This window comes from Polaromonas sp. (genome assembly GCF_016185115.1).
GTDB lineage: Bacteria > Pseudomonadota > Gammaproteobacteria > Burkholderiales > Burkholderiaceae_C > Polaromonas.
Genome location: NZ_JACPOF010000029.1, coordinates 436,516 through 450,114 on the forward strand (window position 1 = coordinate 436,516; position 13,599 = coordinate 450,114).

Annotated in this window: 12 protein-coding genes; 3 read left to right on the forward strand and 9 right to left on the reverse strand. The window is 61.7% G+C overall.

The window, feature by feature from the left end; genetic code table 11:
* Positions 1–159: 159 nt before the first annotated feature.
* Complete coding sequence (locus HYX42_RS20850) at positions 160–711, reverse strand: YceD family protein (RefSeq protein ID WP_293406767.1); 552 nt, start codon at positions 709–711, stop codon at positions 160–162.
* 26 nt (positions 712–737) lie between these two features.
* On the opposite strand from HYX42_RS20850, the gene HYX42_RS20855 reads away from it, so the two are divergent.
* Both HYX42_RS20855 and HYX42_RS20860 read left to right on the forward strand, forming a co-directional pair.
* Complete coding sequence (locus tag HYX42_RS20855; protein ID WP_293406769.1) at positions 738–1,373, forward strand: Maf family nucleotide pyrophosphatase; 636 nt, start codon at positions 738–740, stop codon at positions 1,371–1,373.
* Positions 1,370–2,131, forward strand: coding sequence for an SAM-dependent methyltransferase (locus HYX42_RS20860; protein ID WP_293406771.1), 762 nt, complete (start codon positions 1,370–1,372; stop codon positions 2,129–2,131). The genes HYX42_RS20855 and HYX42_RS20860 overlap by 4 nt, the downstream gene beginning before the upstream one ends.
* 174 nt (positions 2,132–2,305) lie before the next feature.
* Here the strand turns inward: HYX42_RS20860 and HYX42_RS20865 are convergent, their stop codons facing one another.
* Genes HYX42_RS20865 through HYX42_RS20880 form a run of 4 tightly spaced genes read right to left on the reverse strand, consistent with a single transcriptional unit; the run spans position 2,306 to position 5,489 of the window.
* The gene (locus HYX42_RS20865; protein WP_293406773.1) at positions 2,306–3,334 is read right to left on the reverse strand and encodes a S49 family peptidase; all 1,029 of its coding nucleotides are present in this window, start codon (positions 3,332–3,334) and stop codon (positions 2,306–2,308) included.
* A gap of 21 nt (positions 3,335–3,355) precedes the next feature.
* A complete protein-coding gene (locus HYX42_RS20870) occupies positions 3,356–3,721 on the reverse strand; it encodes a Rieske 2Fe-2S domain-containing protein (RefSeq protein ID WP_293406776.1) in 366 nt (121 codons plus the stop codon).
* A gap of 16 nt (positions 3,722–3,737) precedes the next feature.
* Positions 3,738–4,397, reverse strand: coding sequence for an HAD-IA family hydrolase (locus tag HYX42_RS20875; RefSeq protein WP_293406778.1), 660 nt, complete (start codon positions 4,395–4,397; stop codon positions 3,738–3,740).
* A 45-nt stretch (positions 4,398–4,442) separates the two neighbouring features.
* Positions 4,443–5,489 (reverse strand): RluA family pseudouridine synthase, encoded by a 1,047-nt coding sequence (locus tag HYX42_RS20880; protein ID WP_293406836.1) that lies wholly within the window; start codon positions 5,487–5,489, stop codon positions 4,443–4,445.
* Positions 5,490–6,253: 764 nt separating this feature from the next.
* Here HYX42_RS20880 and HYX42_RS20885 point away from each other — a divergent pair.
* Positions 6,254–9,268: an Rne/Rng family ribonuclease gene (locus HYX42_RS20885; RefSeq protein ID WP_293406780.1), complete on the forward strand. Its 3,015-nt coding sequence runs from the start codon at positions 6,254–6,256 to the stop codon at positions 9,266–9,268.
* Positions 9,269–9,377: 109 nt separating this feature from the next.
* Here HYX42_RS20885 and HYX42_RS20890 read toward each other — a convergent pair whose 3' ends face one another.
* The 4 genes from HYX42_RS20890 to hemC are packed head-to-tail and all read right to left on the reverse strand — an operon-like array spanning position 9,378 to position 13,580.
* Positions 9,378–10,667: a heme biosynthesis HemY N-terminal domain-containing protein gene (locus HYX42_RS20890; RefSeq protein WP_293406782.1), complete on the reverse strand. Its 1,290-nt coding sequence runs from the start codon at positions 10,665–10,667 to the stop codon at positions 9,378–9,380.
* Between the two features lie 9 nt (positions 10,668–10,676).
* The gene (locus HYX42_RS20895) at positions 10,677–11,804 is read right to left on the reverse strand and encodes a uroporphyrinogen-III C-methyltransferase (protein WP_293406784.1); all 1,128 of its coding nucleotides are present in this window, start codon (positions 11,802–11,804) and stop codon (positions 10,677–10,679) included.
* A complete protein-coding gene (locus HYX42_RS20900) occupies positions 11,797–12,612 on the reverse strand; it encodes a uroporphyrinogen-III synthase (protein WP_293406786.1) in 816 nt (271 codons plus the stop codon). The genes HYX42_RS20895 and HYX42_RS20900 overlap by 8 nt, the downstream gene beginning before the upstream one ends.
* Positions 12,612–13,580: a hydroxymethylbilane synthase gene (gene hemC / locus HYX42_RS20905; RefSeq protein ID WP_293406838.1), complete on the reverse strand. Its 969-nt coding sequence runs from the start codon at positions 13,578–13,580 to the stop codon at positions 12,612–12,614. The genes HYX42_RS20900 and hemC overlap by 1 nt, the downstream gene beginning before the upstream one ends.
* Positions 13,581–13,599 lie beyond the last annotated feature (19 nt).

Sequence of the window (13,599 nt, forward strand, 5' to 3'; positions counted from 1 at the left end):
CCGATCATGAGTGGGCGGGGTTGTATGGACCACCTGCCAGTCATCACGAGACCAGTACGCGAAGCCTTTGATTATAGCCTGAGAAGCGCTGTCTGGCCAATGCCCTTGATCCGGACACGAGCGGCAAACCCCTGGAGCTCAAAAATCCAAACAAAAGTATTACTTTTTTCCTTTTGAATTTTTCAGCTGGGCCAGCACGGCAAACGGGTTGGGCTTTTCATCGAGCGCCTCGTCCACCTCATCTGCACCTGCGCTGAGCTTTGGTGCGACCGGGCATTGCTCATGCATGGGCACCAGCGGCAGGGCCATCAGCAGCTCATCTTCCAGCACGGCGGTCAGGTCAAACTGCGGCTCCAGCACCAGCAGGTCTTCTTCGGATTCATCGTCCTCAGCCATGGCGATGTCTTCGGTCGCCACAAAGCGGTACCACTGGTCCACATCGAGCGGCATCTGCATGGCAGCCATGCAGCGCTGACAGGTCAGGGTCACTGCGGTTTTGGCCTGCAGGTGCAGCCAGATGTCTTCCCCGCCGCCAGAGCCGCTGCGCAGCTCGGCATCGGCCTGCCAGCTCACGGATGAACCAGGCTCTGGTTCCCTGAGCTCTGCGGCCAGGCGTTCGAATTTGCCAAGCGGCGTGATGGCGATGAGGGGTTCGCCTTCTTTGGCAAAGGCCTGGATGTTCAGGCGGCTGGCTTGTAGCTGTCGGGTCATGGCTGGCAGTGTAAGAGAATCGGGAGATGACTTCTGCGCCGCCCTCTACAACCCCTGACACCATTTCCCGGGCACTGGTGCTCGGCTCGACCTCGCGCTACCGCCGCGAATTGCTGGCCCGCCTGCACATCCCGTTTGAGGTGGCGGCACCCGATGTGGACGAAACCCCCAGCGCCGGCGAAGCGCCCCGCGCACTGGCTGAGCGCCTGGCGCTGGCCAAGGCCCATGCTGTGGCAAAAAAATTTCCCGAAGCCGTGGTGATCGGCTCCGACCAGGTCGCCGATCTCAATGGCCAGCCGCTGGGTAAACCCGGCACGCATGAAAAGGCGGTCGCACAACTGCGCCAGATGCGCGGTCAGACGGTGATCTTCCAGACCGCGCTGGCTGTGGTCTGCCAGGCCACCGGCTTTGAAGCGCGTGACATCGCCGCAGTGAAAGTGACCTTTCGCGACCTGAGCGACGACGAGATTGAAAACTACCTGCGCATCGAGCAGCCCTACGACTGCGCCGGCAGCGCCAAAAGTGAAGGCCTGGGCATTGCCCTGCTCTCATCCATCGACAGCGATGACCCGACGGCACTGGTCGGCCTGCCGCTGATACGTACCTGCCAGATGATTCGTGCTGCCGGCATTTCCCTTCTCACACCGAAAGCCAGCGCATGACCAGCAAAGGAAAGCTCTATCTCGTCCCTGCACCGCTGGATTTCGGCTGTGAAGTTCAGGCCCCGCTGGCCGATGTGATGCCACTGGAAACCATTCGGGTCGCATCACAACTGCCCTGCTGGATTTGCGAGAACGCCAAGAGCACACGCGCCTACCTCAAACGTGTGAATGAACTGCAACCGTTGGCGCAGCCTGTGCAGGCATTGCAGATCCAGGAGTTGCCGCGCGAGGTACACAAAAAAGGCGACCACAGCGGCAACTTTGATGCGCGGCCGCTGCTGATCGCGGCGATTGAGGGTCGCGACATGGGCCTGGTCAGCGAGGCCGGCATGCCGGCGATTGCCGACCCGGGTTCATCCGTCGTGCGCGCTGCCCATGACCTGGGAATTCAAGTCGTGCCACTCACCGGACCCATGTCGCTGATGCTCGCCCTGGCTGCAAGCGGCCTGAACGGCCAGAATTTTGCATTTGTCGGCTACCTGCCGCAGGACGGCAGTGAACGCGCTCAGCGCATTCGCGAGCTGGAGTCACTGGCGCTTAAAACCGGCCAGACACAAATCTTTATAGAAACACCCTACCGCAATGCCGCGCTGCTGCAGGCGCTATTGCAATCGCTGCAGGCCAATACGCGGCTGGCGCTGAGCTGCGGCCTGACCATGAGCAACAGCTGGTCGCGCAGTTCGCAGGTCAGCCAGTGGAAAAAAGACAAGCCGCAAGTGCCTCTGGATTTACCCGGCGTGTTCTGCATAGGCCGGTAAACAATTCAGCATATGTCGAGGCATATGCTGAAATCAAACATCACAGAAAAGCAAAAAGCCCCGAAAACGGGGCTAAAAATGCCTTTTTTTAGGGCCAAATTGGCCTCCAGACCAATAAACACGTGCGTGAGCAGCTACGAAAATAATAGCAAACTCAAGCAACAGTGAAATTGGCTAGCGAATTGCCGGAATCGACTTCAGCGCTTTCATGGCGCCCTCACCCATCGCCGCACCAAACTTCTTGGCCAGGCGCTCGGCGACGTTGTCGCGGCGGGTGTAGTCGATGATTTCTTCGGTCTTGACGATTTCGCGGGCAACGTATTCCACCGTCCCCAGATGGTCGGCCAGGCCCAGTTCAATTGCCTGCTGGCCGGTCCAGAACAGGCCGCTGAAGGTTTCTGGCGTTTCTTTCAGGCGTTTGCCACGGCCGGTCTTCACCACGGTGATGAACTGCTGGTGAATCTGGTTCAGCATGGTCTGTGCAAAAGCGCGCTGCTTTTCGGACTGCGGGCTGAACGGGTCCAGGAAGCCCTTGTTTTCGCCGGCGGTCAGCAGGCGGCGTTCGACACCAAAGCGCTCCATCAGCCCGGTAAACCCAAAACCGTCCATCAGCACACCAATGCTGCCGATGATGCTGGCCTTGTCGACAAAAATCTGGTCGGCCGCCACGGCGATGTAATAGGCCGCTGAGGCGCAGCTTTCTTCCACCACGGCATAAACCGGTTTTTTGTACCTGGCTTTGAGGCGCATGATTTCGTCGTTCATCATGCCGGCCTGCACCGGACTGCCGCCCGGGGAATTGATCAGCAACACCACGGCCCTGGCGCCCTCGTCCTCAAAGGCGGCGCGCAGGGCTGCATTGACAAATTCAGCACTGGCGTCAGCGCCAGCGGCGATTTCCCCCTTGATTTCGACGACCGCCGTATGCGGCACGCTGGCGTCGCTGGCAGGCGTGCCGCGATGCAGCGCCATCCAGAGCAAAAAGACAAAAAAGCCCAGCCAGGACAGGCGCACAAAGGTCTTCCAGCGGCGCGTGGCTTTTTGCTCGTTGAGGGAGGCAAAAGCCAGCTTTTCAAGCGTGGCGCGCTCCCAGCCTGGGGCGCTGGTCGGGTCCGATTTTGTCACCGGCTTTTCCGCAGTCGGCTGGCTGCCTGGCGATTCGAAAAACGGGTCTGAGGGATCGGGGCGGTTTGAGTCGTTCATGTCATGTAGTTTAGAGGGCGATCAGAAGGCGAGTGGTTTGAGGTTGTAAGCAGGGTGCCAGTGCACAACGCCATCTTTTTCCGACAGCGTGATCTTGACTAATCCGCCGTGACACGGCCCGCCGGCGCATTGCCCGGTGTCGGGCAGGTAGGCCGCACCATGGCTGGCGCACAGCAGCCACTGGCCGCTGTCGTCAAAAATGCGGTTGGGCTGCCAGTCCAGTTCCATCGCCACGTGGGTGCAGCGGTTGAGGTAGGCATGGGGCTGGCCCTTGTAACGAATGGCGAAGGCGCGGCAGGTCTGGCCGGCATAAATCACGTCAAAGGGCACGGCCTGGCCGCCATCGGCAAGGTCGCGGCTGTTGCAGAGCGGCTGAAGGTCGTCCATGGCCGCGTTTTAGCTGTTATGCGCTTACGGCAAGCCAGTCGCGCAAATCCTGCACCGAGTGGGCAATATGCAGCGGCCTGAGTACCGCAAATGTGTCTGGCTCGTGCGCGCCGTAACTCACGCCAACGCTGGGGCACGCGGCGTTCATCGCCATCTGAAGATCGTGCGTCGTATCGCCCACCATCAGCATACGCGCCGCGGGAATGTTGAACTCGTCCATCAGCTCATGCAACATGCGCGGGTCAGGCTTGCCGGCTGTCTCATCAGCCGTGCGCGAGCTGTGAAACAGGCCGCGCAGCTCATCGCTCTTCAGTGCTTCATCCAGACCACGGCGTGACTTGCCTGTCGCAACGGCCAGCAAGTGTCCGCGCGCCCTGAGCTCCGCCAGCAGGGGCAGCACACCTTCAAACAGGCTGAGGTCGTTGTAATGCGCACTGTAGTGGTGGCGGTAACGCTCACCCAGCGCAGGGTATTTCTCGGGGGGGACGTCAGGCGCGGCATGGGCCAGTGCCTGCATCAGGCCAAGGCCAATGACATAACCGGCATCCTTGTCGCTGGGCACAGTGCCGCCCACATCTTTCACCGCCGCCTGTATGCAGCGAATGATGATCCGGGTGGAGTCAAACAGCGTGCCGTCCCAGTCAAAGGCGATCAGGTCGAAATTTTTCGCTTTCATGCCGCTATTGTCGCCGGGACACATGACAGCAAGCTGTCTGCAGGGTCAATCGGGAGACACAGCTTCGATGACCGGCGCAGGCAAAAACTGCTGCAACTCGGGCGGCAGCGGCGCGTGCAGGTGCACAACCTTGCGCAGTTTGGGGTGGTTGAACTTCAGGCTCCAGGCATGCAAAAACATGCGCTTGAGTGACGGCGCACCAGCCACGGTCTTCTGCAGCGCCTTGTTGAGCTCAAAGTCGCCGTATTTATCGTCCCCGGCAATCGGGTGTCCCTCATTGGCCAGGTGCACACGTATCTGGTGTGTGCGGCCGGTCTTGATGGTGACTTCAAGCAGGGTAAAAGGCGTGGACGGTGCGGCCGGGCTGGCCGGAATTGCCGCTTTCACCTTCACCAGCGTGACAGAACGCATGCCGTCCGGGTGTTCGTTGGCCACCACTTTTACACGGCGCTCGCCGTTTTCAAGCAGGTATTTGTGCAATGCCTTGTCAATCACACGCTTGTTGGGCGCCCAGTCGCCACCCACCAGCGCCAGATAAATCTTGTCGGTTTCACGCTCACGGAACTGCTCTTGCAAGAGTTTGAGCGCCATGCGCTTTTTGGCGATCAGCAGAACGCCGCTGGTTTCACGGTCCAGCCTGTGCACGAGTTCGAGAAAGTCTGACTCGGGCCTGGCCATGCGGAGTTGCTCAATCACGCCAAAACTCACGCCGCTGCCGCCATGCACGGCCACACCTGCCGGTTTGTCTATGGCCAGCACAAAGTCGTCTTCAAACAGTATGGGAAATTCGGCCGCCGGGGCGTAACCGCCTACCGTCGAACTGGCGCCGTGGCGGGCAACCTCCTGCGCCATGGCCTGTGCTTTCTGCTCTGCCCGCTCCGACGTGCGGACCGGCGGCAGGCGGACCACATCGCCAGCCTCAACCCGGGTATCGGCCTGCGCCCTGCCCTTGTTTACCCGCACCTCGCCACTGCGGATGATGCGGTAGACATGGGTTTTGGGCACGCCCTTGAGCTGGCGGATCAAAAAGTTGTCCAGACGCTGGCCGGCGTAATCCTCATCGACGGTTACAAATGTGGCCTGGGCAGCCATGGCGGGTATGGCTGCTGCGGCGGGCGAAGGCGGGGCCACGGGCCGGGGGACCGGCTGGGCAAAGGCGGGCAGCGGCCGTTTGGCGCCCGCCGCCAGCCGCTTGCCGGAAGCTGTGGTTTTGCGCGAAGCTGCCCCTATAATGTGTTTCACTAGCGATGCGCTGTAAGTGGTTGATTTGTCTGGAGTTTAGTCCACACAGGTCTGGAAGCGGCCCCAAGGCCCCAATCCCGAACCACAAACAGCCGTGCTGGAAGGTCGATGCCCATGCCGGTCATTGCCCGCAGGCGACGAGTGCCAGGCACCTCGCGGCGAGCGTATGACATGGCAGACAAGTCGACGTTTTGCGAATACAACTTACGGAATACCAAGCGTGCAGCCCAGGTCAAAACCAAAGGCTGCATGCGGATCCAGCCGAGAACAAGTCCTTTAACAGGTAGCTCCTTGACAACAACTCTGGTCAGTCTGATTTTTATGTGCCTGCGGCGCTTCATCACAGCGATGAGCCCTGCATCCCGCACAAATCAGCCGCCGGTTTATGGTCAACGGGCGCAAGCAGCCTTCAATTTGACGGCAATCACCTGTTTGACCCCTGCTCGCTCCATCCACGCGCCTACGCCCAGACCACTTGGTTGACTGAGACATCTCGGTCGGCCCGGTAGCGTCGCAAGCTCTCCGGCAATTCCCCACGTTCGCACAGCGTCCTCTTCGGCATCGTTGGCCCATTTTTGGGTTTGAGAGACGATAACGAAAAAGGAAGAGCAACCATGAAACGGATGCTGATCAACGCCACGCAGGCTGAAGAACGCCGCCTGGCTATTGTCGATGGACAAAAACTCCTCGACTACGAAATTGAAATTGAAGGGCGCGAACAGCGCAAGGGCAACATCTACAAGGCCGTCGTCACCCGCGTCGAGCCCTCGCTTGAAGCCTGTTTTGTCGACTACGGCGAAGACCGCCACGGTTTCCTGCCCTTCAAGGAAATCTCCAAGAACTACTTCACACCCGGCGTGCCGGTCAGCCAGGCGCGTATCAACGATGTGATCCGCGAAGGCCAGGAACTGATGGTCCAGGTCGAGAAGGAAGAGCGCGGCAACAAGGGCGCAGCCCTCACGACCTTTGTGTCGCTGGCAGGCCGCTACGTGGTGCTGATGCCGAACAACCCGCGTGGTGGTGGCGTCAGCCGCCGCATCGAGGGTGAAGACCGCGCAGAGCTTAAAGAGAACATGGACCAGCTGGAATACCCGCAAGGCTCCAGCATCATTGCCCGCACCGCCGGCATAGGCCGCAGCGCCCCTGAACTGCAGTGGGACCTGAACTACCTGATCAAGCTCTGGACCGCGATTGAAGGCGCCGGCAAGGGCGGCAAGGGCGCATTCCTGATTTACCAGGAATCCAGCCTCGTCATTCGCGCCATCCGCGACTACTTCAACAGCGACATCGGCGACATCCTGTTCGACACCGACGATGTCTATGAGCAGGCCAAACAGTTCATGGCTCACGTGATGCCTGAGCATGAGCACCGCGTCAAACGCTATCGCGACGACGCACCGCTGTTCTCGCGCTTCCAGATCGAACACCAGATCGAATCGGCCTACGCACGCACCGTGCAACTGCCATCCGGCGGTGCCATCGTCATCGACCACACAGAAGCACTTGTTTCGGTTGACGTCAACTCGGCCCGCGCCATCAAGGGCGGCGACATCGAAGAAACCGCCACCCGCACGAACCTCGAAGCGGCTGACGAAGTCGCCCGCCAGATGCGCTTGCGCGACCTGGGCGGCCTGATCGTCATTGACTTTATCGACATGGAAGAGTCGCGCAACCGCCGCGATGTTGAAAATCGCTTGCGCGATGCGCTGCGCCAGGACCGTGCACGCGTGCAGTTCGGCACCATCAGCAAGTTCGGCCTGATGGAAATGAGCCGCCAGCGCCTGCGCCCTGCGCTGAGCGAAGGTGCGTCCATCCCCTGCCCGCGTTGCGGTGGCTCCGGCCACATCCGCGACACCGAAAGCTCGGCACTGCAGATTCTGCGGATCATCCAGGAAGAGTCGCTCAAGGACAGCACGGCCTCGGTGCTGTGCCAGGTGCCTGTCGATGTCGCGTCTTTCCTGCTGAACGAAAAGCGGTCGGAAATCAGCAAGATCGAGATGAAGCAGCGCATCAACGTGCTGCTGGTGCCCAACAAGACGCTGGAGACGCCCAACTACCGCCTTGAGCGCCTGAAGCACGATGACCCGCGCCTGGACAACATCGAAGCAAGCTACAAGATGGCTGAAGAGATCGAAGACCCAACGCTGGTCACGCGTCGCAGCCAGGAAAAGCACAACAAGCAGGAGCCCGTCATCAAGGGCGTGCTGCCTGATGTGCCGGCCCCTATTGCACCGCCGAAGGCCGAAGTTGCCGCACCTGTCGCAGCGAAAACCCCACAACGTGCGGCAGTGCCAACACCACCTGCAGAAAAAGGCTTCTTTGGCTGGATCAAGGGCCTGTTCGGCGGTACGGAAACGCCTGCTGCTGCGCCTGTGGCCACCGAAGTGAAGAAAGATGCACGTAGCGGCGAAGGCCGTCGTGACGGACGCCCTGAGGGCCGTAACGGTGAGCGCTCCGAGCGTGGTGGCGAACGCGGAGGCCGTGATGGCCGCCGTGGTGGCCGCAACCGCGGTGAGCGTGGCGAAGGTCGCGGCGAACCGCGCGGAGATCGTCCTGAAGGCCGTGAACCGCGCGAAGGTCGTGCCGAGGGTCGCCCGGAAGGACGTCCTGAAGGCGGACGTGGCGGCGAACGCCGTGAACGCAGCCCTGAGGGCCCACGCCAGGAACGCCCTGCTGGCGAGAACCGCGAAGGCCGCGAACCGCGTGAACCACGCCCTGAAGGCAGCCGCAGCGAGCGCCCGCGCCGCGAACGCGGTGACCGTGCAGAGCGCGGTGAGCGCATTCCGCGCGATGCGGCCGAGCAGGACCTTGCACTGGCCAACCAGGCAGCCATGGCTGCAGCGATGAACGGTGAAGCCGGTGAGCCACGCCAGGAGCGCGCAGCACCGGAAGGCCGCGAACAGCGTGAACCACGTGAGCCACGCGAAGGTGGACGCCGTGACCGCAATGGCCGCCGCAACGATAGACGCGGTGAACGCACAGAAGGCGGCGCACCTGAAGGCGCACCATCCGAAGACGGTGCTTTCAATCCTGAAGCGGCACCACTGCTGTCAGCAGAAGGCCAGCCACAGGCAGGCCCCGCTGGCGAGCCGGGTGAAGAACAGCGCCAGCCACGCGAACGCCGCAGCCGCGACCGTTACGGCCGCGACCGCCGCGAACGCAGTGAAGGTGGGGAGCGCGCTGAACGCACCGATGGTGGCGAGCAGCCACAATTGGTCGACGCCCCTGCGCACATTGCTGAAGCAGCACCCGCCGCAACACACGAAGAACGCACGCAGCCAGTCGCTGAAATAGCAGCAGTTCCTGTACAGACCGCGGCACCTGCCCTGGCGCCACGTGCACCTGAAGCGGTCCCGGCTATGGCCAAGGCGTTGCCAAAGGTTCAGTCCTATGCGCTGCCCATGCAGGACCTGGTTCAGGTCGCAGAAACTTCCGGCCTGCAGTGGGTGAACTCTGACGCTTCAAAAATTGCAGAAGCACAAGCCGCAATTGCGGCGGAACCCAAGCCCATACACGTGCCGCGCGAACGTGCACCCGTCGTGGTGTCGGATGACGGTCCGCTGGTTCTGGTGGAAACAAAACGTGACCTCGGCAACATGAAACTGCCGTTTGAAAATCCCGCAGCCTGAGGGTTTCTAGCACCATTAAAAAAGGCCCTGTGAAGGGCCTTTTTTTTGATACCTGCAATTCTGCCGGGTTGCGGCGAACGGACCAGGAACCCGGCAACAACCCCGGGGCTTAAAGTTGCGCGGCCTGCTTGTAGGCGTGGGCGGCAGCTTCTGCATCGTCACGCTGTTCTGCCAGCACAGCCAGTGCACGCCAGGCGTTGCGGTGCAGCCCGGCATCCTGCAGGCCCAGCGCCGCCTGCGACAGTAATTGCCTGGCCTTGCCCCAGAGCTGGCGGTTCAGGCAGGCCATGCCGGCCAGGTACTGCAGGTTCGCATCCCGCGGGCGGCCATTTTGTGCGGCCTCAATACGCGCCAGCCAGGTAGCGTCCATGGAAGCCAGGTCTGACTCGAGCACACCAATCAGCTTGATGCGCAGGCTGTCATTGATTTCGGATCGTGGCTGCATGGCACTGTCCCAGACCTGCAGCAGCCAGCCCCGTGCAATATTGACATCTCCATGCAGTGCCATCAAACGCGAAGCCGCATGAATGACCAGCTCGGGCATGGCGCGTTCGCTTTCGTCAAGCGACATCCACGCTTGCTGGAGCTGCGACGGGTCATGAGCATCATTGAGAAGCTCCAGCGCCAGCCCGCGCACAATGCTTTGTGCCGCTGACGGAGAAAAAGCCCGGTGTTTGGCCAGCAGACGCGCTGTTTCAAGCGCCTGCAGCGGCTGCCTCAACTGGCGTGTGGCGCGCAGCTTCATGCGCAGGGCCAGAGTACGTCGCGCCGCACCCTGCGGGAGCTGCGTCAGCAAATCAAGTGCGGCCCCCGCGTCCCTGTCATCCAGCGCCCAGCGCGCAGCCCGAAACTGCACGCCCTCACGCACCTCCTGTGCATGGCGTGGCATGGAACTTTGCAAGGCTGCCTGAAGGTGCTGGTCACGCAGCGGTTTGTTCTGCAGTGATTGCGCGCTCTCGGCCACCAGCAGATGGGCCAGCGACTGCAACTGGCTTGAACGCGCCGCACTGTGGCTGGTCACCTGCCCGGAGTGCTCAGTCAGCAAGCCAAGGCTTTGTTCCTGCGCCAGCGCGTTTTGCGCAGAGCGGGTGGCGCGTATGTAGCGGCCTGCAAGTTGATGGGCCAGTGCATCCATCAACGCGCCATACATGGCGCGCTCCTTTTGCTGCGCACGCCAGCGCTTGGCTTCGAGCGGCAGCGAAAACACGGCAAAAAAAGCCCGCAGGGCCACATACAGCAGTGTGAACAGCGCCACCAGCACCAACACCATCAGGTTGAAGGAGACATCGACGCGATGCGGCGGCCAGAAGATGGTGACCACTGCCTGGTTGTTGCCGGCGAAAAGGGCACTCGCAGCCGCGACTGCGAAAAGTGCCAGTAGCCAGAGTGCAGCGCGCATGGTCTGCCCTCAACGACCCGCAGCTGCGGTGGCAAGCGCAGCCATGGTTTCGTCAAGCCTTGGCAATTCACTGCTCTTGAGCTGGCCCTGAACCTGTTGCAGCAATTGCGTGGCAGCCTGCGTTTTGCGCGATGCCGGGTCAAAATATTTGCCCAGCCAGGTGCTGGCAGTGACCAGGTCTGCGCGTGCAGCGTCTGTCTGGCGGGACAGCAGGGCGAGCCGTGCATTGAGCAGTCGCAGCTTGAGGTTCTCGCGCATGAAAAAAGCCTGCTCGGGGGCCAGCAACGCGGCTTCGGGCTGATCAATGCGACTGACGCGCAGCAATCGGCGCGCTTCGTCACGCACGCTGTCCAGCAGGCGTTGAGACCAGGCCTGCAAGGTCTGCCTGTCAAACAGGGCGGGCATGGACCGTTCATCTTTTGCGCCAGCGGCATGCGGGCTTGAAGCGGCGGGGACGGGAGCAGCCACTCTCGGAGGGTTGCCTGCCGCCATGGCATTGGCCACAGGCAGATCGTCTACAAGGCGGCTCAATTCGTCCAGCTTGATGAGCAGCACGGGCACATCAGTCAGGCTTGCCGACCGGATGCGGTCCATGTCCCTGGCAATCGCGCGCTGCAGCGGGTTCAGTCTGGGTTGTGCAGCCCGCGCCAGGCGCAGGTCGGCAGACTTGAGCGTGGCGATCAGGGGCTCGGCGCTGCCGGTCAGCTGTGCCTGTTGCTGCGCGAGGCGAAGTGCAGACTCGACATCCACCACCAGATTTTCGTCACGCGAGCGCGACAGGCTCTGCATCAGTTCTTCAAGCTGGGTGCGCTGAAGGGAGACCTCGCCGACACGCGTTTCCTGAATGGCAAGGCGGGCAGACAACTCGCGCATGCCGTCCTGCGCCGCCTTGGCCAGCGCGCGGGCTTCAATCGCCTGGGCACCCGAATCAGTGCTGCGGCGGGCGAGTTCTTCCTGGATATTGCCGAGCTTTTGCCACAGCAGGCCGCTCGTCAGCAGGCCGGCAGCGGCCAAGCCAGCCACAAGCCATGCCCATTTCACGGGCAATTGCACAAAATCAGGGGATGCCGCAGGCGGCTGCGTCTGGGAAACGATCAGGGCCGGCGGGGTTGGCGGAGCGGAGGAGCTGTCACTCATGTATGCCTGATTCTATCGAGCGCAGCGCGGTCACGATGTCGGCCAGCGCCGGGCGTGACTCCACAACAACACCCCATCCGGCGGCCCTGACGGTTTCAGCAATGCGCGGGTGTGTGGCGATGGCCAGCGCCCTGCTCCAGTCGCACCCCGGCATGCCCTTTGACCCCGTCAGGTTAAGCACCGCCTCGGAACTGCTGAAAAGCCAGACGGAAGAATCGACCGCGGCCTTCCCGACCAGTTCGAGCTGTGTGCGGGTCAGAGCAGGCGCACGCCGTTCATAGACACTTGTAAATTCAACTTCCGCGCCAGCCTCGCGCAGCTTTTGTGCAAACCAGTCACGGCCAGCACCCTCGGTGCTGCCGCTGGCAGCGGCATCACCATGATTGGCACCGCGCACGATCAGAACCCGCAAACCAGACCATTGCCGATGGCCTACAAGCTGCCAAAGCGCTTCGGAGTCAAACTGCGAGGCATGTACAGGCGGCACATCGATCTGCCCGGCCGCAATGCCATGCGCCCCCAACACAGCCGCAGTACCAGGGCCGGGCGCCATAAAGCGCTTTCCGCTCCATTCCCCGGGAGGTACTGCGCGCAGAAAGTGCTCAACCGCATTGCCGCTGACAAACATGAATGCATCAAATTTGTCCGCCTTGACCACGGCGAACCCCACCGGCAATGGGGCAATCTCAATCAGGGGCAGGGCTTGTGCATCGAACCCGTTTTGCCGAAGCTGCTCGACCCAGGACCTGGCGTCCCGCTCAGGCCGCGTCACCATGACGCGCAGGGCGCGGGCCTGGCTGGCTGGCATCACGCTGCAGGCGTCGCGCCGGAGTTGGCGGTCCAGACGGCCCCGCCTTCGCGCAACTCTGCAGCAACGGCCTCGCCCAGGACTTCCGCATCTTCAAATGTGGCGACCTCTGCAGTCTTTTGCGCATGAACCAGCGGCTTGCCGACAACCGCCGCAGAGCCTGTTCCTGCATCGGCGGGGTCACCCCAGACCGCTTTCAGCACCATGCCATCTTGCGCAGGACCGCTGGTGAAAGCCGCCAGCGGCATGGAGCAACTGCCGCCCATGGCGCGCGACACCGTGCGTTCAGCCGTTACAGCAAGCCAGGTAGGCCGGTGTGCCAATGTGGCCAATGCAGTTATCAGGTCATCGCGGTCAGAGCGCACTTCAATGCCGAGAGCCCCCTGCCCCGCTGCGGGCAGCATGTCACGTGTGGCAAAAGTTTCACGTATACGGCCACCCAGCCCCAGCCGCTTGAGGCCAGCTGCTGCCAGCACGATGCCGTGGTACTGGCCTTCATCAAGCTTGCGTAAACGCGTGTCGAGGTTGCCGCGCAGGGGTTCTATTTTCAGGTCGGGCCGCAAGGCCCGGAGCAGTACCAGCCGGCGCAGGCTGGAGGTACCAACCACAGCCCCCGGAGGCAAATCCGCCAGCGAAGGGAAATCATTCGAAACAAAGGCGTCGTGCGGGTCCTCGCGCTCCAAAACGCAGGCCAGGGCAAAGCCCGTGGGCAAATCCATGGGCACATCCTTGAGCGAGTGCACGGCCAGGTCTGCACGGCCTTCGCTGAGGGCGACTTCAAGTTCCTTGACAAACAGGCCCTTGCCACCAACCTTGCTCAATGAACGGTCCAGTATCTGGTCGCCCTGGGTCGTCATGCCCAGAAGTTCTACCTGCCAGCCCAAATGCGACTCAAGCAAGGCCTTGACGTGTTCTGCCTGCCATAGCGCCAGTCGGCTCTCGCGCGTGGCGATTACCACTTTTTTTATTGCTTTCGGGGCTGCTGTC